General features: G+C 44.4%; 28 protein-coding genes. 5 read left to right on the top strand and 23 right to left on the bottom strand.

Features of this window, described 5'->3' with window-relative positions; all coding sequences use genetic code 11:
• Positions 1 to 30: 30 nt before the first annotated feature.
• The 3 genes from ABLT31_RS14385 to ABLT31_RS14375 form a co-directional block, all read right to left on the bottom strand.
• Complete coding sequence (locus tag ABLT31_RS14385; protein ID WP_367752681.1) at positions 31 to 1,473, bottom strand: nicotinate phosphoribosyltransferase; 1,443 nt, start codon at positions 1,471 to 1,473, stop codon at positions 31 to 33.
• 35 nt (positions 1,474 to 1,508) lie between these two features.
• Positions 1,509 to 2,072 (bottom strand): cysteine hydrolase family protein, encoded by a 564-nt coding sequence (locus ABLT31_RS14380; protein ID WP_367752679.1) that lies wholly within the window; start codon positions 2,070 to 2,072, stop codon positions 1,509 to 1,511.
• A gap of 772 nt (positions 2,073 to 2,844) precedes the next feature.
• Positions 2,845 to 6,081, bottom strand: coding sequence for a DEAD/DEAH box helicase (locus tag ABLT31_RS14375; RefSeq protein WP_367752677.1), 3,237 nt, complete (start codon positions 6,079 to 6,081; stop codon positions 2,845 to 2,847).
• 116 nt (positions 6,082 to 6,197) lie between these two features.
• Between ABLT31_RS14375 and ABLT31_RS14370 the strand changes: the two genes are divergently transcribed.
• The gene (locus tag ABLT31_RS14370; protein ID WP_367752674.1) at positions 6,198 to 6,581 is read left to right on the top strand and encodes an SET domain-containing protein; all 384 of its coding nucleotides are present in this window, start codon (positions 6,198 to 6,200) and stop codon (positions 6,579 to 6,581) included.
• Positions 6,582 to 6,707: 126 nt separating this feature from the next.
• On the opposite strand, the gene ABLT31_RS14365 is transcribed toward ABLT31_RS14370, so the two are convergent.
• Entirely contained in the window at positions 6,708 to 6,905 is a 198-nt protein-coding gene (locus tag ABLT31_RS14365; RefSeq protein ID WP_367752672.1) for a SelT/SelW/SelH family protein, read from the bottom strand.
• A gap of 219 nt (positions 6,906 to 7,124) precedes the next feature.
• Between ABLT31_RS14365 and ABLT31_RS14360 the strand changes: the two genes are divergently transcribed.
• Positions 7,125 to 7,340 carry a WYL domain-containing protein gene (locus ABLT31_RS14360; RefSeq protein ID WP_367752670.1) on the top strand — a complete coding sequence of 72 codons (216 nt, stop codon included), beginning with the start codon at positions 7,125 to 7,127 and terminating at the stop codon, positions 7,338 to 7,340.
• Between the two features lie 2 nt (positions 7,341 to 7,342).
• Here ABLT31_RS14360 and ABLT31_RS14355 read toward each other — a convergent pair whose 3' ends face one another.
• From ABLT31_RS14355 to ABLT31_RS14310, 10 genes are all read right to left on the bottom strand, one after another.
• Complete coding sequence (locus ABLT31_RS14355; RefSeq protein ID WP_367752667.1) at positions 7,343 to 7,720, bottom strand: MmcQ/YjbR family DNA-binding protein; 378 nt, start codon at positions 7,718 to 7,720, stop codon at positions 7,343 to 7,345.
• A 255-nt stretch (positions 7,721 to 7,975) separates the two neighbouring features.
• Positions 7,976 to 8,473 carry an SRPBCC domain-containing protein gene (locus ABLT31_RS14350; RefSeq protein WP_367752955.1) on the bottom strand — a complete coding sequence of 166 codons (498 nt, stop codon included), beginning with the start codon at positions 8,471 to 8,473 and terminating at the stop codon, positions 7,976 to 7,978.
• 179 nt (positions 8,474 to 8,652) lie between these two features.
• Entirely contained in the window at positions 8,653 to 8,859 is a 207-nt protein-coding gene (locus ABLT31_RS14345) for a hypothetical protein (RefSeq protein ID WP_367752665.1), read from the bottom strand.
• Positions 8,860 to 9,054: 195 nt separating this feature from the next.
• On the bottom strand, positions 9,055 to 10,263 hold the full coding sequence (locus tag ABLT31_RS14340; protein ID WP_367752663.1) for an iron-containing alcohol dehydrogenase: 1,209 nt from the start codon (positions 10,261 to 10,263) through the stop codon (positions 9,055 to 9,057).
• A 383-nt stretch (positions 10,264 to 10,646) separates the two neighbouring features.
• Positions 10,647 to 11,837 carry an HlyD family secretion protein gene (locus tag ABLT31_RS14335; protein ID WP_367752661.1) on the bottom strand — a complete coding sequence of 397 codons (1,191 nt, stop codon included), beginning with the start codon at positions 11,835 to 11,837 and terminating at the stop codon, positions 10,647 to 10,649.
• Positions 11,838 to 11,988: 151 nt separating this feature from the next.
• Entirely contained in the window at positions 11,989 to 12,495 is a 507-nt protein-coding gene (locus tag ABLT31_RS14330; protein WP_367752659.1) for a MarR family winged helix-turn-helix transcriptional regulator, read from the bottom strand.
• 94 nt (positions 12,496 to 12,589) lie between these two features.
• Entirely contained in the window at positions 12,590 to 13,450 is an 861-nt protein-coding gene (locus tag ABLT31_RS14325; protein WP_367752657.1) for an MBL fold metallo-hydrolase, read from the bottom strand.
• 26 nt (positions 13,451 to 13,476) lie between these two features.
• The gene (locus ABLT31_RS14320; RefSeq protein WP_367752655.1) at positions 13,477 to 14,079 is read right to left on the bottom strand and encodes a class I SAM-dependent methyltransferase; all 603 of its coding nucleotides are present in this window, start codon (positions 14,077 to 14,079) and stop codon (positions 13,477 to 13,479) included.
• 128 nt (positions 14,080 to 14,207) lie between these two features.
• A complete protein-coding gene (locus tag ABLT31_RS14315; RefSeq protein WP_367752652.1) occupies positions 14,208 to 14,588 on the bottom strand; it encodes a hypothetical protein in 381 nt (126 codons plus the stop codon).
• Positions 14,589 to 15,256: 668 nt separating this feature from the next.
• On the bottom strand, positions 15,257 to 15,448 hold the full coding sequence (locus ABLT31_RS14310) for a hypothetical protein (protein ID WP_367752650.1): 192 nt from the start codon (positions 15,446 to 15,448) through the stop codon (positions 15,257 to 15,259).
• Positions 15,449 to 15,782: 334 nt separating this feature from the next.
• Here ABLT31_RS14310 and ABLT31_RS14305 point away from each other — a divergent pair, with 334 nt between their 5' ends.
• Positions 15,783 to 15,959 carry a hypothetical protein gene (locus ABLT31_RS14305; protein WP_367752648.1) on the top strand — a complete coding sequence of 59 codons (177 nt, stop codon included), beginning with the start codon at positions 15,783 to 15,785 and terminating at the stop codon, positions 15,957 to 15,959.
• A gap of 5 nt (positions 15,960 to 15,964) precedes the next feature.
• Positions 15,965 to 16,129, top strand: coding sequence for a hypothetical protein (locus tag ABLT31_RS14300; RefSeq protein ID WP_367752646.1), 165 nt, complete (start codon positions 15,965 to 15,967; stop codon positions 16,127 to 16,129).
• Between the two features lie 96 nt (positions 16,130 to 16,225).
• Here the strand turns inward: ABLT31_RS14300 and ABLT31_RS14295 are convergent, their stop codons facing one another.
• From ABLT31_RS14295 to ABLT31_RS14255, 9 genes are all read right to left on the bottom strand, one after another.
• Complete coding sequence (locus ABLT31_RS14295; protein ID WP_367752644.1) at positions 16,226 to 16,390, bottom strand: hypothetical protein; 165 nt, start codon at positions 16,388 to 16,390, stop codon at positions 16,226 to 16,228.
• Positions 16,391 to 16,512: 122 nt separating this feature from the next.
• Positions 16,513 to 17,343 (bottom strand): ectoine/hydroxyectoine ABC transporter ATP-binding protein EhuA, encoded by an 831-nt coding sequence (gene ehuA / locus ABLT31_RS14290; RefSeq protein WP_367752642.1) that lies wholly within the window; start codon positions 17,341 to 17,343, stop codon positions 16,513 to 16,515.
• Between the two features lie 18 nt (positions 17,344 to 17,361).
• A complete protein-coding gene (gene ehuD, locus ABLT31_RS14285; RefSeq protein WP_367752640.1) occupies positions 17,362 to 18,030 on the bottom strand; it encodes an ectoine/hydroxyectoine ABC transporter permease subunit EhuD in 669 nt (222 codons plus the stop codon).
• Between the two features lie 4 nt (positions 18,031 to 18,034).
• A complete protein-coding gene (gene ehuC / locus ABLT31_RS14280; RefSeq protein ID WP_367752638.1) occupies positions 18,035 to 18,682 on the bottom strand; it encodes an ectoine/hydroxyectoine ABC transporter permease subunit EhuC in 648 nt (215 codons plus the stop codon).
• A gap of 59 nt (positions 18,683 to 18,741) precedes the next feature.
• A complete protein-coding gene (gene ehuB / locus ABLT31_RS14275; RefSeq protein ID WP_367752636.1) occupies positions 18,742 to 19,638 on the bottom strand; it encodes an ectoine/hydroxyectoine ABC transporter substrate-binding protein EhuB in 897 nt (298 codons plus the stop codon).
• A 331-nt stretch (positions 19,639 to 19,969) separates the two neighbouring features.
• On the bottom strand, positions 19,970 to 20,488 hold the full coding sequence (locus tag ABLT31_RS14270; protein ID WP_367752634.1) for an acyl-CoA thioesterase: 519 nt from the start codon (positions 20,486 to 20,488) through the stop codon (positions 19,970 to 19,972).
• A 95-nt stretch (positions 20,489 to 20,583) separates the two neighbouring features.
• Positions 20,584 to 21,126, bottom strand: coding sequence for a C40 family peptidase (locus ABLT31_RS14265; RefSeq protein WP_367752632.1), 543 nt, complete (start codon positions 21,124 to 21,126; stop codon positions 20,584 to 20,586).
• Positions 21,127 to 21,219: 93 nt separating this feature from the next.
• Positions 21,220 to 22,077, bottom strand: a complete 858-nt coding sequence (locus ABLT31_RS14260; protein ID WP_367752630.1) for a M56 family metallopeptidase — start codon at positions 22,075 to 22,077, stop codon at positions 21,220 to 21,222.
• Positions 22,074 to 22,496 carry a BlaI/MecI/CopY family transcriptional regulator gene (locus ABLT31_RS14255; RefSeq protein ID WP_367752628.1) on the bottom strand — a complete coding sequence of 141 codons (423 nt, stop codon included), beginning with the start codon at positions 22,494 to 22,496 and terminating at the stop codon, positions 22,074 to 22,076. Before ABLT31_RS14255 ends, ABLT31_RS14260 begins: the two co-directional genes overlap by 4 nt.
• 191 nt (positions 22,497 to 22,687) lie before the next feature.
• On the opposite strand from ABLT31_RS14255, the gene ABLT31_RS14250 reads away from it, so the two are divergent.
• Complete coding sequence (locus ABLT31_RS14250) at positions 22,688 to 23,095, top strand: DoxX family protein (protein ID WP_367752626.1); 408 nt, start codon at positions 22,688 to 22,690, stop codon at positions 23,093 to 23,095.
• The last annotated feature ends 43 nt before the right edge of the window (positions 23,096 to 23,138 follow it).

The following is a 23,138-nucleotide window of genomic DNA, read 5'->3' as shown; positions in this document are numbered from 1 at the left end:
ACAGTAGGGTTATGCAGATTACTCGAAAGGCTATTCGTACACCTGCGGCCCTTTTTCCATTAATAGCCGTTTTTTGAGATCATAGAGCTCGTTGGATAAAGAAACAGGATAAATCTCTGGATTGGTCCGTCGTTTATACTCCGGCCACAGTCGCACCAGCTGCTGTTGGTGGAACGAGCGACTCTCTTCCAGGGATGGAAGATCCTTGACCGCCTCTCCTTTTTCGATAACGGGAGTTAACAAAGGATACAAGGTATAGGATTGGACGGTTTTTTGCAGGTACGGATGAGTCGGATGAACCATGTGAAGGGGTTTAGTCGGATCTAGCCTTTCATGTTCCATTGCAATCAAATCCCCTTTAAATTTACCTGTCTCTTCATCAATAATACGATACACTTGCTTGATTCCTGGATTTGGGATTTTTTCGGGGTTTTCCGATATTTTTATCACAGGCAGGTACGAATTATTTTTCTCACGAGCTGCGACCTTATAGACGCCACCTAAAGCCGGCTGTTCATAGGCCGTGATTAGCTTTGTACCCACACCCCATACATCGACTTGAGCTCCTTGCAGCTGAAGGTCTGCAATAATGTTTTCATCTAAATCATTCGAAGCCACAATTTGAACATAGGAAAGGCCGGCTTCATCCAGCATGTTTCGTGCCATTTTGGATAAGTAAGCAATATCCCCGCTATCTAAACGGATACCTTTTAGCTTTTCTCCACGCTGCTCCATTTCTTTGGCTACCCGAATGGCATTGGGGACACCGCTGCGCAGGGTATCATAGGTGTCTACCAGGAAGATTGAAGCATTGCCATAGAGGGAGGCATACTGACGGAACGCCTCTAACTCCGAGTCATGAGTTTGAATCCAAAAGTGAGCCATCGTCCCAACTGTAGGAATTCCGTACTTCTGTCCCGCATGCATGTTGCTGGTTCCCACCAAGCCAGCAAGATACGCCGCACGTGCCCCATCTATCGAGGCATCATTTCCTTGGGCACGACGTTTCCCTAATTCAATGATGGGTTTCCCCCCTGCTGCTTGCACCATGCGAGATGCCTTTGTCGCAAACAAGGATTGCGAATTGAAGAGCAGAAGCAATTGGGCCTCAATTAGAAGAGCTTCCCACATCGCAGTTTCGACCCGAAGAACCGGTTCGTTGGGGAAGATTACGTCTCCTTCCCGAGCTGCATAAACCGTTCCGGTAAAACGAAGAGTTTTCAAATCCTCTATAAAGGCTTGTTCAAAGAGAGGATCTTGACTAAGGAACGCAAGGGCTTCTTCGTCCACTTTTAAATCCTTTAGATAATCAATAATCGAGGTTAATCCCGCAAAAATGGTGTACCCATTGTGAAATGGATTTTTTCGAAAAAAGGCATCACAAACGACTTTTTCTTGGTGTCTTCCCTGCTTCCAGAATCCCTGCATCATCGTTAACGCATATTTATCGCAATCTAGCGCGGTGAAGCCCATCGTTTTTTCCTCCTGTTTCAGGTCAGGAGAAGGCGTTACCCTTCTGCCCGTATCACTTGAAATCCCAATTGGTTTTGAAAATGTCCTAATGCCCATTCATGTCCGGCGGGGTTAAAGCTGGCTACGGCATCTTCATGAATAATGACTTCATAACCCTTATTGTAAGCATCGACAGCGGTGTGAAGAATACAGATATCCGTGCAAACTCCCACCAAATGGATTTCTGTGATGCCTCGGACACGCAGAAAAACATCTAAATTGGTCCCAGCGAAAGCACTGTAACGGGTTTTATCCATCCAATGAACCCTATCAGGGTGATCCGATTGCAATTGTTCAAAGAGCGGCTGGAGTGTTCCATATAAATCTCGTCCCCATGTTCCTTTTATATTGTGAGGCGGATAAAGCTTCGATTCAGGATGGTATGGGTCTTCTTTCTTATGTGAATCGACCGCCATCACCACCGCATCGCCCTGATCCGCAAAGATTTGGGTTAAAGCGGCAATCCGATCTTCGATATCTTGGCCGGGCTTACCGCAAGTTAAAGCCCCTTTTTCATGAACAAAATCGTTTGTGTAATCAATGACAATTAAAGATTTCATGAGCGTACCTCCTGGGATTTTTGGATTGATATTGGGCATCAACACAGTCATATAGTTATTGGCATACATATTGTAGATACCAGACGAATTAGAGAGGCTGCTTACAAGCAAATCTGTTTAAACTCTTTCCCATCAACTGATGGTAGTTGGATTGTCTTTTATATTATGAAATCCAGTCACACCATATGGAAGAATTATAAAACCACCTGCATTCCTTCTTTTTATTATTGACCAACCCTTTTTATCATCTAATTTCCATAATATGTACATACCGTGGACCACACCAGTTTATGGCTTATAGGTGCTACAACAACCTGCCTAGAGAAGAATTGTATCTTCCATTTGCGAAGAATATCAAGCTGTTTCTCTAGTAGTACATCAACGAAATAGCGCTTAATTGAAAAAGAGGATAGGATGGAATTATTCCACCAACTCAATTATAATAAAATACTTTTAAAATCAGCACTTTAGAATTAAAATATAATAAAATGTTAATTATAGTATAAGAAATATTTACAGAAAGTGAGGTAAGCTAGTTTGTACTATTGTTTGGAATGCAAAGAATACCATCCAAAATCAACGGTAAGTAAACTTTTAAATACCGGATTCAGAACTGAAGATAGTTACCGAAAGAATGTTCCGCTAGGTTTCTGTCAAAAGACACCCAAGACCCCATCTCAATTAACGGAGAACCGCGTTTAATTCTATTTAAACGCGGTTCTTTTTGTCATTTCAAGAAAAGACTGCCGAAGCAGCCTTCTTGTCTTCTATCCTATCTAACCTCTAGCGGGATCATAAGAATCTCCCGAATTTCCTGCTCGGTTAATGCAGATAATTCCCGCTGTCCTTCCTGGATCACTTCCTCAATCAAGTCTTTCTTTTTCTGCTGGAGCTCGTACATCTTTTCCTCAATGGTGCCCTGTGCGACGAGGCGGATCACTTGGACTACGTTTTTCTGCCCGATACGATGGGCACGGTCGGCTGCTTGCTGTTCCACTGCGGGGTTCCACCATAGATCATAAAGGATGACGGTGTCTGCTCCCGTCAGGTTCAACCCAGTTCCTCCTGCCTTTAGGGATATGAGGAACAAGTCCCGCTCTCCTTGGTTAAACCTGCTGCATTGTTCTATCCGTTCGGAAGAAGGGGTTTGGCCGTCCAAGTAGAAATATGGCACTCCCTGATCGCCCAGCTCCCGCCCAATCAAGCCCAGCATCCCGGTAAATTGGGAGAATACCAGCAACCGCTTCCCTGCGCTCCGACATTCTGCCACAATTTCCATTAGCTGCTCGAATTTTGCTGAGCTTCCGGAATAGCCCTCGACGAACAGGGCAGGATGGCAACAGAGCTGCCGCAGCCGAGTCAAACCCGCTAGGATCTTGATCCGGTTTTTCTGAAAGCCTTTATTCAGATGCTTCACTGTTTCTTGTTGCAATTCGGCTAAATAGGCCACGTACAGCTTTTTCTGTTCTGGATGGAGTTCAGAGACCTGAAGAGTTTCAATCTTTTCCGGCAGCTCCTTCAGGACGTCGGTTTTTAACCGACGAAGCAGAAACGGACGAATCCTCTTCGCCACGACATCCCCGGATAACTCGTTGAACGCTTTTCTGCCCGGAAACAACTCGGAGAACACCACATTGAAAATGGACCAGAGTTCCTCTAGTCTGTTTTCCACCGGAGTACCGGTGAGAGCAAATCGGTAACGGGCCTTGATCTCCTTCACTGCTTTGGCCGTCTGAGTGGTGTGGTTCTTAAAGACCTGCGCCTCGTCCAGGATGAGGGTATGAAAGGATTGCGCCCCATACCATTCCATATCCCTGCGCAGAAGCGGATAAGAAGTGATGATCACGTCCGCCTGGTCTGCCTCCTGCAACGCACGGCTGCGCTCCGATCTGCCGCCGTCCACGACAACCGATAGAATCTCAGGGGCGAATTTCTTCATCTCATTTTGCCAATTGTACACCAGAGAAGAGGGAGCAACGATGACCGCCGGCAGCTTCTGATCTCGGATCGAGGGCAACTCGGAGACAATAAAAGCGATGCTTTGCAGAGTTTTTCCCAGCCCCATATCGTCTGCCAAAATACCACCGAAACGATAGTGCGCAAGTGTCTTTAGCCATTGAAACCCATACCTCTGATAGTCCCGAAGGATGGGGGCCAAACTGTCCGGAACGCGGAAGTCCAGATGATCTGGATTTCGTATGCTTTCCAAGAGCTCGCGGAACGATTTCCCTAAATTGACGGCATGTCCTTGTCTCTCATAATCAATCAACTGAATTCCGCGCGCTACTGGAAGGAGGATTTTCGCTCCCTTCACCTCCTTATTGCGAATGCCCATTTCGCTCATGAGCCGAATGATTTCCTGGAACTCTTCGCTTTCTAAAGGTAATAGCGCTCCGTTCGGCAATCGGAAGTATTTGCGCTTTTCTTCGAGGGACTTCAGCAGATTCCGGATTTCCGATTCGGGAATCCCTGCGATATCGAAACGGAATTCCAGCCAATCCAGTCGATCCGCCCAATCCACCGTTACCTTCGGGGAGGCTTGTCTCGTGAAAAGCCTCATTTTCACCGCGGTCGTGCCGTAGACCGTCGCCAACTTTTCCAGCTGTGGCAAGATATGGTAGAGAAAATCGTATTCGGCCTCTTCATCATGCATGATATATCCGCCTTCCGTCTTGGTGAAGGAGCTTTGGTCCATGAGCTCCAGAATTCTCCGTTCCTTGTCCCCATCCCGAATAAAAATACGTCCGGTGCGCTGTTTCTGCCCTTCTCCTTCTAACGGATTGATAACCAGATCTCCATATTGAAACTCCAACCCCGCGAGCAGTCGATCCTTCACTCGGTCCAAGAATAGTTTAGCCTTTAGCGGCGTTTGCCTAATCTGATTGGAAACGGCCGGAGCAAGGCGCACGCTGCCTAACTTCATCAAACCGGGTATCACCTTTTCCATGAAAAGCTCCATCTGCTCCGGAGGAATTTGGATTTGGTGCCGGCGGGAAGTTTCGAGCATTTGCTTAAGCTTGGAGAGACGCTGGCATAAATCCGCCTGCAGCTTCAGCAGCTTTCCTTCAAAAAGGACGACCCCGTACCATTCCATAACCGTAATTCTTTCCAAACCCCAAACGTCTAGCTGAAATCCTTCGTCTTTTGCCTGGTCGAACTCAAAGCGAAGAGGAATCGGTTCCTCTGATACGCGAAAGCCATCGAATGTCCTGCCATCCTGCTCAAGCTGTACCTTAGGAGCCTCCGAAAGCAAAGGAAAGAGGGATTCCCATGCATAAGGCGGAACGGGAAGGATTCGATCGCTGTTCACCGCGTTTTCGAGGTACACCTTTTCATTGTGATAGATTTGAATTAACTGTCGAATTACCACATCATTTTCTCTTTGAAAGCCGTGGAACTTCGGATCATAAATAAAATGCTGGGTGAATACAAAACCTTCTCTCCGCTCGATTCGGTCGAGAAAATCTCTTATATCCTTAACGGTGTACAGTCTCTTGGGCCCGACTTTCATTTCAATGCCGAACATGCGCTTCCGATCCTTACTAGGACAGGGTTTGCAAATGAACAGCACATCAAGGATTTCCCTGGTATCATAGAGATGTCGAGTATTGCTTGAACGAAGCGGGCTTTCCCCAAAAAGATCCAACATACGATTAGTCAGTTGGATATCTTCTACTTCATTCTCATTGTCGGTCTGCCCGTTTCCCCCCAAGAATCCGTCCTGTTGAAAGTCATGGATATTCAACAAAGCAGCCGCGATATGCTGGCAGTAATGATGGTAAGAATCCAGGGCAGGACAGGTGCACTCCGCATCTACATCTCCATTTTCTGCGATCCTGATGATAACCTGGAAGCTTTCTTTTCCTTTTACCATCGCTTCGTAATGCAAAGAATCGGGGGAGTACTTCGTCATAGTCACTTTTCCAGCTCGGTAGTAGGCTTCCCCTGTTTTAAAAGAGACCTGGCCGCATAGCGACTGAATAATCCCTATAGACAAAACAACATTCATTTCTTGATCCTTTCTTTGGAAGACATTAGTCTGCCGTTTCCTTTAGTTGAAAAAAACACTTTCAAATGCTATCCTAAATGTTATTATAAATTCAGTTGAACGCGCAGGTGATGAAAATGATTGAGATAAAAACTTCCCCGCTCAGTAATGGTGAATTCAATAGAGGAGTATTCGCGACACGCGATATAGCGAAAGGAAGTCTTATACATGAAGCGCCGGTCCTTCCTTACCCGAATGAGGAACATGTTTTCATAGAAAAAACAACTCTTGCTGATTACGTGTTTGAGTATGGTACTAATCATACTGCCATCCTCTTAGGATATGGCATGTTGTTTAACCATTCCTATACGCCCAATGCCACCTATGATATTAACTTTGAGAACCACACCTTTGACTTCTATGCTTATACGGATATTAAAGCAGGTGAAGAAATACTCATCAACTATAACGGTGATGTAGATAACAATGATCCTCTTTGGTTTAATGAATCAAATGGATAGGTAATTTGAAACTAAGGGGAAGGATATTCCTTAAACATTAATCTCTTCCCCTCTCGAGTGGGATTTATTCAGTTGAACAATATTAAGGGGTTTGGATGAGTATCCAAACCCCTGTTCCATATAGCTTTATTCTAGTTTGCTTCTGATCGTATTCATTACTTCTCCCTCATCTGGGAACCTCCCCAGCTCCTTTTTGGAGAAGATGATTTCGTTGTCCAGGGTTAGTTCGAATACTCCATCGGAACTCGGAATAAGTGAAAATTCTTTCACACTGTTTTTAAGCTCATTCAAGATTTCTTCCGTCAAACTGACGGCTTTAGGCAAGAAACCTCAGCCTGTTCAATATTCTAGGGATAATCTCTTTTGATCCATAGCGCCCAACTCCAATATAAATTTTGTTATTGAATTTTGTTATTGAATTCAGTTACTATCATCTCCGATTTTCGAATAACCCAAACGTTCTCCATTCTTTCCCATCTTGCATATCCCTTCATCTTTAGAATATAATGCAAACAAACGTTCTTGTTGGGAGGCGAATAAATTATGCTTCGTGATCTTCAGCGATACCTTACCTCCGGTCAGCTGGTTGAGATTATCTACCTGAATCAGCAAGGTCAGATTTCACAGCGAAAACTCAGACTTTACTCGATTGATGGCGATCAGCTCAAAGCCTACTGTTTGACCAGATCCTCGATCCGTTCATTTAGCATCAAAAACATTTTAGCCTTAGCCTCGGTGAAGATAGGGCGGGCTGGGTAGCATCAAGGTAATAGTTGCTTCACCAATCGCTTGGGTGCGGCTCTCAGATACGCTTCCTTTATCAATCCGTCCAGCTCGTTCCAATCAATCGGAAATCCGTTTTTGACAGATACCCACCCATGGTGACCGATATAAGGTGTTTTTAAAAAACGGCCCTGCTGTAATAGAATTTCCTGGGTTTCCCGGTCCGCCTTGAAAGAAAGACCCACATTGCCTTCGTTCTCCCCCATTATGATAAATGACTTCCGATGGACTTTAAACGTTGTATGACCGAACCCGTCGATAATTTCCTCTACCTCTGGCAAAGTTCTAGAAATTAGTCGCACCTTTTCCAGTATTTCAATCCCCTGTTCAGATTTTAAGCTTTTATCGTGTTTCACAATGGACCTCCTGAAACTAAATAATTGAAATTATTGAACCGAGAGCTTCGAAATCAAAATTGCTAATAAGGCAAAGGGAGCCTGTAGTTTCCTCAATATCGTGAACGAAATAAAGTGGCGGAAACAACCAAGCGAGCTTATTTAATGCTGGAACGTGCCCTGGAGTAAGCATCTTCGATCACCTTCTTATGGATCCCATATAACGTTAAAATGGGAGTCAAATAGACTCCCCTATTCAAGATCCTGAGCGGATATTTATTGAAGAGATTGCAAATGCTCAGCGAGGCGATCCCAAGTTTCAGTGACTCCTTGCAACATGCCCATATCTAAGACGGTTTTTAGCGCTTCAGCTGATTCGAACTGTGCCCGGTTAACGAGCTTTGTCCGCCCCTCGTCATCTGCAAAAGTCACCGTTATCAGTGTTGAAGGCATTCCCTCTGCTTCCTTGCCTTCTGCATCAGAAAAATAGTCGACGTATACAATCTTCTCTGCCTCTGCAATTTCTCGATAGACTCCTTTGCCCCAAGATTCATAACCATAAAAATCCCCTTGATTCTCGTCCATGCATTTCATGCAGTAGTGCCATATGCCGCCAGGCCGAAAATCCACCTTGCAAACCGTCAGCACCCAGCCTCGAGGACCCCACCAGTGCTTCAGATGTTCAGCTTCGGTGAACGCTTTGAATACGAGCTCGCGGGGCGCATCAAAAATACGCTCCAGAATTAGTTCCTGACCCTCTACTCTGGAAATCATTTCTTTCGACAATGTAATGTCCTCCTGAAATTTGGTTTTTTCTTTAAAACGCGTCTTCTGAAAGTAATTCAGCTTTTCATGGGGTAATGTACAAGATAGGCGAAGAGTGAAGAATATAATTTAATTTGAGGAGATAAGTGAGACACGCATCATGGGGTTGATCATAATTATCCTGTTGACTAGCTTTTTAATCTGAAAATTTGTTTCTCATGCTCTACTAATTTATAGTCATAAAACCGCATCCCATGTTTAATTTCTTGTACTTCACCTTGTAATTCCAGAATGGCTTGCCTATTTGCAAGAATCTCGGTTTTCAATCCCTCCTGTCCTTTTTCCAGTGACACAAGCTTCTCAAAAATCCGCTGCAGCATGTCGTCTTGACTCATCTTAATTCACCCCCCTTAACACATATTCTACCATAGCCTGTCCTTTCAGTGAAATACTCATCAGGGATAAAGCCGCCTCAAACAAGCCTAGCCCTTGGGCATTCACCCAATAGTCTAGCTGCTTTTCTTTTTAGATTAGGTCCATTTTTTTGCTTCAAAAAAATAACCCCGAGATTCGGGGCTACTTCTGCGCTGCTAGTTGCCAGTATACACTTCTTCAAAGATATTCAACATGTCTTCAGCAGTTATCGAACGAGTACCTCCTATATAGTCTTCTCCCAGTCCGCTCACTCGAACGGTTTCTTCCGCCATCATGCGAAGATCTTCTTTACGGATTCCTGCCTGTTCAAGTGTGTCATAGGCATTGATTTCCTTAAACCAGCGAATGACCGCCTGGATCGTTTCTTCCGCAGCTAACTCATCATTTTCTGCAGATACGTTGAATACGGTTCTTCCCAGACGGGCCAAACGATGGGGACGGTCTGCTATAACGATTTGGCGGAAATAAGCTGGTGTAAGAATAGCTAAGCCTCTCCCGTGGGAAATATCGTAGTGGGCCGAAAGCGTATGCTCCATTTGATGAACAGGAAAAGCCCCTCCTCTGCCGGTATTGGCAATTCCCATCAGCGCCAGGGTACTTGCCCATAACAAATGGGACCTCGCTTCGTAGTTTTCCGGAAAGTCGATCGCCTGCTTCGCATAACGTACCACGCTGCGGATTAAGCCTTCTGTAATTTCATCCTGAACATAAGCTTGCTCATCCCCGGTCATATACCCTTCATAAAGATGGGTAAAAATATCCACAGCGCCATCCGATGTATATCGGGCCGGTACGGTGTACGTTAATTCAGGATCTAAAACCGCAGCCTTCGGAAATAAAGCGGGACCGGAAATGCTGGATTTTTCTTTAGTTTCCCAGTTGGTAATGACCGCGCCGGAATTCGCCTCCGACCCGGTCGCAGCCAGAGTCGGGATCGTAATAATCGGAAGAGCTTGTTCAATGGGTAGCAAAGTTTTCCATAAACCTGTTCTGTTTCCTCGAATATATTCGTGAATAGGTCTTCCCGATACGGCAATCGCCGCAATCGCCTTAGCCGCATCCATCGCCGATCCACCGCCGAGACCCATGATCAGCTCACATTGCTCTTCCCTTGCCAACGCTCCGCCTTCATCTATTGTTGTGGCCCGCGGATTCGGCTCCACTCGATCAAACAAGACAACTTGAATCCCAGATCCCTGCAGGGAGTCCATGACCTTCTGCAGAGTTCCGGTTTTCTTCGTGGAGGAACGCCCCGTTACGAGCAGTACTTTCTTCGCATAATTTTTTACCACTTCTCCGGTCTGCCCCACAATCCCCTGGCCAAAGTGAATCTTTGTAGGTGAGTGCAATACAAAGTTCAACATATAATTCTTCCACTCCGTTTCTTAACGAACTTTAGAGAAAAGACGATATTCAAGCCATTTCAAAGTGTAATTTTAATGTATACAGTTAGTGAAGTCAATAAGCCTGCTTGCTATAACAAGAGAAACCCCGGTTATTATTTATACTCGTCCCATAATAAATAGCCTTATCCAATCGACTCCGTGGGTATCTAACGGTCAAACACATACAATCTCTCAAATTTAATATATATAAAAAATATAAACCGAAAACAGGAGTCTACTAAAAAATATGGATGCATCACACGGTCAGGCTATCGACATGCAGATCATCGCCAGTACAACTCTACTCCTTATTTTATTTGCTTTTAGCCTAAAGCGTTTTACCGCTTGTGATGAACTCCCACTCACTTTTGAGGGATTGCATGGGTTTTCACCTCCACAGTCATGCCAGGCAACAGTAGCTCATCCCTGGCAATATCGACGCGAATCAGGAAAGAGCTTAGGTCCGCTTGACCTTTCTCGCGGCTCATCCGATATCCGGCATATTGCGGAGCAGCGGTAATATAGCGAACTTTACCCTGATAGTCTTCATTTAACGCCACCATATGAGAAGGAACCTTTTGCCCAACTGCAAATTTGCTTACCTGCGTCTCATCTACGTAAAGGTCATAGTACAGTTGGTCCGTTTCGAGAATCATCACTGGCGCACCGGCTGATACGTTTTCGCCGACCTTCGATATGACCCGAATCACTTTTCCATCAACTGGAGCTTGAAGGACTAGACGATCTTTTTGGTTAAGTAATGTTTCGAATTGGACTTGTAAAGCTTCCCGCTGTTTTACAAGAAGGTCCACGTTGTATTCGCTGTTTGCCACTTCTTCTTTTTGCTGCTGGGCTTGCTTAAGAGCCACTTTTGCTTTTTCCGTAGATAACTTCGCTTGATTTCGCTCTTCGGCTGTTGCTCCGGACTCCAGCTTTTGAAGGGCAACTTCTTGCTGCCATAAAGTATTCTTTGCAGCAGTATATTGGGATTCCGCCGTATCCAGAATGGCTTGCGGTACGGCCCCTTGCTCAAGCAGTACCTGGGTACGGTGGAGGTTCAGTTCCACTGTTGCCAGAGCTTCTTTCGCTGCTTCAACCGCTAGTTTTTGACGGGCGATGTCTTCTTGGCGTGCTCCTTGGGCGACTTGCTGTTCTGCCGTTTTTGCCGTTTGGACGCCGATCTGCGCCTGTTCGATCTGGGTATTGATTTTGCTGTTTGCAACCGATATGCCATCCTTCGCTTGCTTGATTTTGACATCCATTTGAGCAATCTCAACCTTCATCTTAGCCAACTGATAATCGATGTCCGTAGGATCTAATTTCATAAGGACTTCGCCCTTTTTTACTCTCTGTTCCTCCGTTTTCATGATTTCAATGACTCGGCCTCCCACTTGTTGAAATGAGGCATTGACCGTATCTGCCGATAAGATAGCAGCCTTTTCCCCCTGTGCTGCGGTGACTGCATCATTCCCGTTTGCAGCCATCAGGTACCCCCCTGTACCTAAAGATAACGCCAATACCAATACCGGAATAAGTTTCTTTTTCTTTTTCATTGGTTGTTCCTCCACGCATTTAATATGTAACCATATAATCAGGAACCGAACTATATAAAAATATAAAAGATATGGATTTTAACCTCCACAAATAGTACGGTACCTAACTAAATAGGCAAGCGAGTAAATCTCTCTAAAGTCTAAGAAAAAATTATCGAGTGAAAACGGAATTCTCCTTCGACTGCTCTAACCCAACTCTCAATTTTTTCAGCAGACCCATGAGATGATGCTGTTCTTCTTTTGATAGTTCGGACATGATTTGTGCCGTATGGGTTGCATAAAGGGGCAGCAGGGTATCCATGACTTGTTTTCCCTTCTCCGTTAAATGAATAGCCACTTTTCTGCGATCATCCAAGGACCCTCTGCGAATCAGTTCGTCTTGTTCAAGCCCATCAATAAGACCAGTCATTGTGGAGCGGGTAACACCTGCGTAATCCGCCAACTCTGAAGGATTGAGGGGACGTTCATGCTCGAACAGGGACAACAGAATTCTAAACTTCCCTTGGGATAGACCATACTGAGCTAGTCTAGATGTCAATTCATGGTATACTTCATGGGACGTTTGGATGAGACCAAGTAATATTTCAGCAGGTTGAGTTTCTAAAGCAGGAAACCTCTTAATGATAAGCTCTAAATTCTGCTGCGTTTTGCGATTCATGTTCATCATCCCCTATTATTATTCGCCACTACATTGTACGGTTCCGTACTATTCATTGTCAAGTATCGGGGTAGCCCCCGAATTTTGCCAAATCCTAGCTCTTCATCCACTCCACCAATCTACTCATCGCTTCCTTCATTTCATGTTCAGGAAGATACACCCTGTGACCATGGCCGGGGAAAATCCACTCAAATGGTTCTTCGGCAAGCCGCTCCATGGATCTCGTTTGCTCCGTCCATGAATGCCAGCAATAGTCCCGATAGGCAGTCAGTCGAGCTTCTTCTCGGTCCCAAGCGAGATGGTCCCCTGTAAACAAGTATTTCTGGCGGTAAAGCATTACCATATGACCTTTTGAATGGCCCGGTACCATAATAAACTGAAAATCCGAGTGCCAAGCTATGCTGTCTGTTCCTTCAATAATGTGTTCGGCATGAGGCTGAGCAGATTTCTCCAAAGTATGGATGAACCGTTCCGCCCGAAAGTATTCGGCATATTTTCCGGCGTCCGCTACATCGTCCCGATGGGTCAAAAAGATATACTTCACACCGCCCATTTTCTCAAAGGCTTGCACGAGATAAGGAGACCAACGGGGAGCATCGACCAGCCAGTTTCCTTCGGGATGAGCGATGAAATAACTGCTTCCCCCATAGGAATCGCGAGAGGTAAACCCGCAATAATAAATATGTTCCGTAATCAGAAGCGGGAATGATTGTGCAGCTGACAAAAGACCTTCTTTCTTCTCGCTTTTGATCGCCCCTGTCGGACACGAAAGAAGCGCATGGAATGCTTTAGTTTCTTCCTCTGGGCTAGAAGGTTGCTTGGTCACCGCGGAATAGCGTCCCACCTCCGAGAAGAATTCCGGAGCAAGCTGCCGGCATTGATCACAATCGATGCAGGAAGTTGTGACATAAAAGCTCCCTTGTATGTTGGTGTCCAACCTTTTTCCTGTTCCCATCTGTTTTCCTCCTTTTGCAAACTGGATCATTCCGATTTTTTCAGCACCCAGTTGGTCATGCTTCTCTGCTGATGAACCAGAACGGTCTTGATTGGTTCCACAAAGCTCCCCTGCAGTTGATCCGTTAGATGAATCAGCATCTGCGCGTCCACCAAAAACCTTTCGGTTCCATCCGGCAATAAGGATCGCCCCCCTCGTAGAGGTTTGACTTGGTCTTCTATTCCGATATTCGATGCTAATCTAGCGAACCAAAAACCACCGGGTTTCAATCTTTTCCAAAGTTGATGAACCAGTTCCCTAAAATGCTTTTCGTCTTCAGCAAAATGAAGGACGGCATTGCAGATGATAGCATCAAAAAAAGGATCCGGAGGAAATGAAAGGTTTTCAATTCTTTCCACTCGAAAATGATGAGCAGGTGCCCATTTTTCTGCTAGCTTTTGCACATGGGCAATATTTTCCGGTACTGGATCCACTCCATACGCTTCAAAAGACTCCCGTATAAAATACAGCAGATTTCTTCCTTTTCCACAGCCAGCATCGAAGATTCGACTTCCGGGAACGAAGCGCCCTTTCATGATTTGATCTAATAGATAGATATCGATATTCCCGATCCAGTCACGAAGATTCATCGGTTTGCCTCCCTAATCCGGTTAATATAATTTTCCTGACAATTAATAAATTCCCCATTTAAAGAGTCAAGCATTAAGGAACTATTGAAAACCCAAAATTAAGGGGAGATCTTCATCCCCACCTTTCCTTATCTAAGCCGAGACATTAATTGGTTTAGGATGGCCGCAAAGTGAAGATCACTTAAACCGTCATTCGTTCTTTCCTGAGCGATGAACTGGGTGAAAGTACAACTCCTATCGCCGATAAAATCCATTGCTAATTTTTCCACTTCATTTAAACCTGTCTGGATGGAAGGAAAATAACTCATATGAGTTTGCATTGCTCTTTTCAAAAAAGGCAGTTCTTCTTTAGAGGCAGCTATCCATTTCTCCAATTCACGCGGGTTCGTTGAAGTATAGGCTTCCCATCCCGAAATTGCTTCATGGACTTGTTCATCAGAAATGGCTTGTTTAATCGTGTGAAAAAGTTCATTTTTTCCGACCACATCTCCATTTGCGATATGAATCATTCCAACACCTTCCTTTCATATTCACCTTTCGTGCAACACCGCCCCTACTCCCAGAGAACCCTGTCCTCTTGTTTAGGCTCGCAATCGGAATAGCGAAAACAGGTGCTAGATTCAAGCAACTAAGCCATAGTTTATTAATGGTGAAATGAATAAAAATGCCGCTATCAGTAGTAACCCTTGTTTTCTAAATATTAACGAGGTAATGAAATCTAACACATCCTTATTTCTAACAAATGCTTCTATAATTAGACGATTTGTATTTGGTTTTAGTTTCACGTCTTGATACCACAAATGGAAACTATGTTCCTCTCGATTTATTTCTCATCTTTAAAAATCTCAATGAGCAATACAGGATAATAAAAGATACGGTCACAAGTCCGACAAAACGTATGGAAACCAAGAACATCGGAGCTGGATACTGAAGAGCCTAATAGACTCCGGCACTCCACCAGCCCAGCCAAAAAAGGCCACTTATTATACCCCCAATGAAACTTCCTCTTCTACTCCTATTTCTTAAATAACCCCATAGGGACAAGCAGAGCACAAGAGAATAGCAATAAAACACTAGAGTTTCATACGTACTCGTAAGCTCGGGATCTTCTCCTAATACCATATGCCAAGCAAATTGGATAAACAAAGAGAAGAACAATATGATCGAAAATCCCAAACTAACCATTGCAGTCTCGCATTACTTGGTGTTTATTTGCTTCTATGTACCACATGGGAACTTCCATTAAGCCTCCTTCATCTTCCTCATGTCCAGTAGATAAAACCTCAAACACAATGGAAGCCTTTTTTACTTCTGCTACTTTTACTTTTATGCTCTCAAACGTTAAGGTTTCTCCTTTTTGAAAAATCATATCTTTGCACTCCTCTACATTTGCCTCTCATTCTTTTGCCATTTTCTATTCCAAACGACGATCCAAAAGAGATACTGAACGCTCGAACGACCCCTTCGAAATTCAAATCAGAAGGTTTAAAGATTGCTCCAAACATAATTATTAGTATGAATAAGCTAATAAAATACATGAAAAACCGTTTCAAAGTTTGTATCAAGTTTTCTTGCCTCCTGCCTATTATTATGCAAAATCCCTACGGTTGCTTGGACTTGATTTCTTTCGACAAAATTAGACTAAATTCATCTAAAGTGGTAAAGAATACTAACAATTCCTAAGAAAGGGAGGGACAAAAAATATGGAAGCCACGATGACAGCCGATGAAGTTCTTATGATGATTAGACAATTACAGGAGAATGGAACGGCAATAAGTAAAAAGAAAGCAAAACAATCACACCCCGATCTCATGAGAAGTGCGCTGTTTTACTTTCCAAGCTGGGAACATGCCATCCAAAACGTAGAAACATTAGGGTAAGCATTATGGAAATGAACATTGTATATTATTCCTTAACACTCAAAGAATTCCATGATGATTCAGCACATCTCATGGATCTTTCCGAAAACCGGTATAGGCTGTATGATGAACCCTATATTCCGGTACGCATGGATCACGGCATGTGCGTCAATATGACGTATGGTATATGATTTCCCAATCTAAACCTTGTCATACATTGGCAAGGTTTTTTACGAACATCGAAAAAGGGCTATCAGTTCAACACTGATAGCCCTTATACCTTACATTTATATTTTCTCCAGCGCATGATCCCATGAAGGAAAGTAAAATAGGGCATTCTTCATTAAGCGTGGGTGTTTTGCCTTTACCTTTTTCTTTGCTAAAGGTTCCCGATTTTTCTTCAGTGTCCTTAATGTTTCCAAAACTTCTTCCATCTTCATGTCAGCTTGCATCGACTTCACTCCCTTAAAGTTAGTGATGACTGTCATTCGATGTGTTTCTTAAGTAGAAGTTTATCAGAAGAAGTCGAAATAATCATACTTTTGTAAAGAAATATCACAAAGAAAATCAGAGATTAAACCCCGCGAAAACGGCTTAAGAACTCTTTCGTTCTCCTATGCTGAGGGTTATTGAAGATCTGATCCGGAGGTCCCTGCTCAGCGATTCGTCCTTCGTCAATAAATACAATCCGGTCGGCAATTTCGCGGGCAAAACCCATCTCGTGTGTAATCAAGAGCATGGCGGTTTCGCCTTCTTCCGCAATTTCTTTAATGACACTTAAGACTTCCCCTACTAGTTCGGGATCGAGAGCAGAGGTGGGTTCATCAAACAGCATTACCTTGGGCTGCATAACTAGAGCCCGAGCAATCGCTACCCTCTGCTGCTGCCCGCCGGATAATTGAGCAGGATAATGATTCATCCGATCTGTAAGTCCTACCTTATCCAGCATGGTTTTTGCCCGTTCCATGGCTTCCTCATTGGAGAGACCCAGGACATGAACCGGGGCTTCCATGCAATTTCGCAACACTGTCATATGCGGAAACAAATTGAACTGCTGGAAAACCATCCCGATATTCCCGCGGACGCGATGCAGATGCTTTTCGTCAGCTGGTACCAGTTTTCCATTCATCTGCTTATGCCATAAAAGTTCATCACCCACTGAGATCGTCCCTGAAGTTGGCTTTTCTAGCGTCATCAGCATGCGCAGCAAGGTTGTTTTTCCAGACCCGCTGGGTCCGATGACGCACACTTTTTCTCTAGGGGCGATATCCAGATTGACTTCCTTGAGAATCTGGGTTTTTCCAAACGATTTGCTGATTTTATCATAGCGCACAAGTGGCTTTGCATTAAGTTTTTCGGGGCTTTCTGCAGAATAAAGAGCTGTAGCAGGGTGTGCTGCACTCATCTTTTGATCCACTCCTTCTTACGTGTTTTTTCTTAAATAAGGCTGTTTTAACCGTTCTTCTAAATGACGGAAAATGAGGGAAGAAGGAAAACTTAAGAGCAGGAAAAGTAACCCGACAATCGTAAAGGCCTCGAAGTAACGAAAGGATTCGGACCCGATAATTTTCGCCATCCCTAACATCTCGACATACGTAATGGCCGAAAGCAGCGGTGTTTCCTTAAACATCACGATAAAGTAATTGCCGAGGATGGGGACAATCGGGGGAACCGCTTGAGGTAAAATGACTCCCAGCCAGGTTCTTCCTTTGGAGAAATTTAAGGCCGTACAAGCTTCCCACTGTCCCTTCGGTATCGCATCGATCCCGGAACGAAAGACCTCTGACAAATAGGTGCCATAATGAATCCCTAACCCGATCACTCCAGCGGCGCAAGGAGACAAGGTAAATCCCCATTGCGGAAAAACGTAAAAAATAAAATAAAGCTGAACGAGCAACGGCGTATTGCGGATAAATTCGATAAAGCCTTTCGTAATCAATTGTATCGGCTTAAAAGCGGATCGCCTGGCAATGGCCAGCAGAAGCCCGATGATGACGGCCAGCAGGAAACCCACGACCGTCGCCGAAACGGTCAGTTTCATCGCTTGAACCAAATCAGGCAGAATCGATAGGGCAAATTCTTGATTCCACATCTGTTTACAGCCTCCCCACAGACATTTTTTGCTCCAACCAACGCATGCCCCATGTGCAAGGATACGTAATGATAAAATAGATCAGCAGAAGGAAGGTAAAAATTTCAGTGGTCTGCATCGTCGTAGTACGCAGCAACATGCCCTGAAAGGTTAAATCGGACAAGGTAATTAAGGACACTAAAGCCGTTCCTTTAATCAGCTCAACCATCAGGTTTCCGAAAGGAGGCAGCATTCGCACAAATGCTTGCGGGAGAATCACTAGCCTCATTCGCTGCAAAGGGGTCATATTAAGGGCGATGGTCGCTTCGGTTTGGCCTTTCGGTATAGCCAAAATAGCGCTGCGCACGATTTCAGCCCCATAGGCCCCCATATTCATCCCCAAAGCCAACACCCCTGCAGCCATAGCTGATAATTCTACCCCCAATAAGGGAAGCGCAAAATAAACCCAGAATAATTGCACTAATAAAGAGGTACCACGAATAACTTCAACGTAGCATGCCGCCATGAATCGTATGGCTTTTAGATTCGATAAACGGGCTAAACCAAAAACAAAGGAAAGGATGAAACCCAAAAAGACAGAAAAAAGACTAATTTGTATCGTCACCCATGCACCTTTAAGCAAGGGCGGGACCAGTTGTATCAACGTTTCCAACTTACCACATCCTTTTAATCAAGCGTAAAATCCCCCCAAAGGGCATGGGGGGACTGAATTTATTCTGTCGAGAGTTCTTCTGCCGTCACATCGCCCGGCAGCTCCTGTTCCGTAAATCCAAATTGCTGCAGGATCTGCAAAAGCTCTCCAGATTCCTTCAGCAATTGCAGCTCACGGTTAAACGCTTGGCGGAATTCTTCATCCTCTATCCGGAACGCCGTTGCGCCATATCCTCGAACACTTTTCCCATCAATAACCGGCTGCTCAAAATCCATGACCCGCTCAATCTCCGCATCCTGGGCCGCATCCAGTAAGGCTTGCAGGGATGGACCTGTCATGGTGATGGCATCCACTCGACCGGATTGCAGCGCTGAGATCGCAGCTGGGTTATCCGGTACGGTAACAATCTGATCCCTACTGACTCCAGATTTCAATAAATATTCATTTTCAATGGCTCCACCCATTACCGCGATTTTGACATCCGGCTGATCAGCAATATCTTTATAGCTGTGTAAACCCTTCGGATTACTTGGTTTTACAGCTAACGCTTCCCCTATACTATATTCAGGATTGGCAAAGGCCACTTCTTTAGCCCGAACTGGCGTAATAAACATCCCCGCCGTAATCAGGTCGAACCGTCCCGCCTTCAGTCCCGGAATGAGTGAACCGAATTCGGTCAGCACGCCTTCCATTTCATTAATCCCCATATTTTTCAGTACAACGCGGGCAATCTCTACCGCTTCACCTGTCAGTTTCCCGTCCGGTGTCGCATAGGCATAGGGCTTTTCGTTGGCAAATCCTACTGTTACAACTCCTTCGCTTTTCACTCTTTCCAGCGTACTTTCACTGACTGCCTGAGAATCCTCGCCATTCGTTGAGGCTTCTTGCGAAGAGCCACAGGCAACCAGTGACATGGCTGTCATCCATGTTACCAGTACCGATACTAGCTTTTTCAAGCTAAAACCCCCTTTTCTTTGTCTGTTTTCCATGTCATAAAGTCATTCAAGCATACGACTAGGTTTATTGTATCGAAAAACAGAGTTTTCGTTCAATTCCCATATTCCAACTTCTCCCAGGATGAGGCCAGATATATCCTTCAGAGAGAGAATCACAAAGTCGATTCAGCCGATTCTTCCCATATCGTGACAGATCCTCCCATATGCTCCGGATTTGTTCGTTTGAAAGCTTAAAATAGCCGGAACAACTCCCGTTATCGCCCTAATGAACGCAAAAAAGACGTAGATGTCTGTCTACGTCTTTTTTAAGCCTTCGTCAATCCAGTGTTTGCTATCCCATGTCCCAATATTTATCCGTAGTTAAGAACCCAGCAAATTCTTTGCTTTCCACTCGTCGGGCTCTACGCATCTCCGCCCTCCCGGGCGCCATAGCGTGTAATTTCTTCTCCTCTTCGGTATCGGGAATGACGGGTGGAACTGGAACCGGTTTTCTGTTCTCATTTAAGGCCACAAAGGTTAAAAAGGATGTCGCTGCTATCCTTCTCTCTCCGCTAAATAGATTTTCCGCGACAACCTTTACGAACACCTCCATTGAGGTTTCTCCTGTAGAGATCACACAGGACTCCAAGCAGACGGAATCCTCCGGCGTGATCGGTGTCAAAAAGTCGACCGAGTCGGTCGAAGCCGTAACAACTGGCCTTCTTGAATGGCGTGTAGCCGATAAAGAAGCTACATCATCGATATACGACATAAGCTTTCCGCCAAATAAGGTATCATGAAGATTAGTGTCAGGTGGCATGACATGACTGGTTTTTACAATGCGCGATTCCCGGCAGCTTTTGGGCTCCATATAAATCCCTCATTTCTTCATCCGAAACCGAATTCATCGTAGGACTTCTATTTTGATTATATCCAATATCCTCCGGTCAAAACCCGCTGCTCGACTTAGTACGCACTACCTGCCAGCACCATGCGGTACTCCCAATGCTTGTCCCGAATCGTGTCAATCCGAACTCCTCCAGACTCTTTCGAATAGGTATGGAGGAGTTTTCCGTCACCCAGGTAAATTCCCACATGGGTAACTCTTTGGTTTTCTTTATTGATATAGGCATAATTGGCTTTTCTAGGTCCCTTATAGGACATAAAGAATAGGAGATCCCCAGGCTGAAGCTCATCCAAATTTGCCTTTATTTTCCCTACGCTTTTTACATATTCCGCTTGGGATCTTGAATCAGAGGGCAGCTTCATCCCCGCTCCATCCCAAAATGCCTGGCGAATAAAGTCGGAACAGTCAAAGGTACTCGTATCCAATCGGCTGGAACCAAATTCATAAGGGGTACCGATATAGTTCTTTCCCGCTGCAATCACCCGCGCGGCTGTGTTCGATTGATCAGCAGCCTCTGCGAAAGATACGCTAGGTTGGCCCATCGCACTTCCAAATAATACACTTGCTGCTAAAGTATAAGAAAGTAAAGTTAATCTTTTCATGTTGGTTCATCCTTTCTATGCTGTTTGTTCATGGTGTCGATAAACTTCCGATTGAGCAACACTAAAAACTGTAGTGTTATGAAACAAAAAAATTTAAGCAAGAACCACCACTATCATACTCATTAGCAGAAACAACACGTAAATCGAGATGACAACCGATGGTGCATCTGGTTTAACAGGAATCGTTTTCTTGGGCTCAAGCAGCTGTTGCAGCCGGTAATTCACGGATACATCCGAGAAATGCACGATAACAGGTGCGGAGTTGACTTGGAAGCCCTGCTTAATCAACTTGATCAAGGCGCTTCCCAAACCGAGTTCCGAACCCATTTTATGAACGGCGTATTCATCAGCTGATAGCTCACTGATAATTTTATAGTTCTCGTAGGACCACTTGGTCAAAGGAATATACCACATGGCCTGGGAAATTAATTGCAGCGCAAAAGTTTTAAGTGAATCATAGTTCTGCTGGTGGAAGGTTTCATGGTAAACGACGGCTTCCAGCTCTTGTCCATCAAGCATATCGATCAGTCCGGTGGAAAGGACAATGATAGGAATTCTAAACCCCATCGAAAACGCCAGAGGCTGATCATGATTGATAACAAGAATATCCTGATTCGGACGATTAAAATCTAGATTCAGGATAGAAGTATAATCTTCATTTCTCAGGGATAGGATTTTCTTTCGAAATCTTCTCAAGAGCACATATTGCTCCACGATCTTTATTGCTGTGATCAATATCGTATAAGCGATGATGGTATTCAATAGAAAGATAATGAGAAAATAGTAAAGCGAATCTTCTTTAAACAGACTGATGCAAAACTGGAAAAAGTTAACCGGAACATCTACGCCAAAGAAAAGGTGAGTCAGATAAATTCCCATTTGGCTCCATACCAGAGCAGCAATGAGCATACTCAATCCCGCAATCAGTATGGATGTTTGTCTCCATTTCATGTTTGATTATCCTTTTTCAATCTTTGTATTTTTTGCTCCAGTTTTTCAAGTACCGTTTGATCTACGTCCTTTATAGCATCAATCATATGATTGATGACGATTCCCCCAAACTCATCAAGCAAGTTTTCGGTTATTTTCTTGGACTGCTCTTCGATAAATTCCTCTTTGGATTGGATAGGACGGAATAGGGACAGTCGTCCTTGCATCCTTTTTTCCAATACCCCTTTTTCCAGCAACCGATTCATCACCGTCATGACTGTATTGAAGTTAACGGGCTTATCCTGGTGCTCTAAACGCTGTTGCACTTCTTTTATGCTCAGCTCTTCGGCTACCCAAAGTATGTCCATAATTTTCGCTTCGAGGGGACCAAAAAATCGATTAAGCCCAACGCCATCATACTTAAAATTCTTGATGTTCATCATTCTTCCCCCTTCATTACAGATTGTAGTGCATTATTTTAGGATTGGCAAGTGTTAGAAGATGGGATGCCTTTGAATAAGCTTCAGGTATTGACACCTGGTCCCGTTTCACACTACAATGTCTAGTGTAACAAATAACACTATATTGTGTAGTGTAAAACTCAATGAAACATACCATAAGGAGGACAAATATGTCTAAAAACACGGAGATCGCTTTGTTTGTAATGAGACTCGCCTTGGGAATCGTCTTTTTTGCTCATGGGCTCCAAAAGGTTCAAGGAATGGATGGGATTGTCGGATTCTTTGGAAAAATGGGGTTACCGGGAGCTATGGCTTATTTGGTAGCCGGAATTGAACTCATTGGCGGGATCTGCCTCATGCTTGGTCTAGGAACTCGCATTATTTCTGGGCTATTCATTTTCATTATGTTAGGCGCTATTTTCAAGGTTAAATTATCCGCAGGATTTCTGGGAGGATATGAGTTAGACTTTGTTTTATTATGTATGTCAATTGGACTGCTAATCAGCGGAAATAAACTCTGGTCTTTAGAGCACATCCTATTTCAAAGACAAGCCCCTTTAAAGGAAAGTACGAATTAAAAATCTTGCAGCCTGACAGTTTTTGTCAGGCTGCATCTGTTCA

This window comes from Ammoniphilus soli (assembly GCF_040813775.1).
This window is presented reverse-complemented; position numbering and strand designations above follow the sequence as displayed.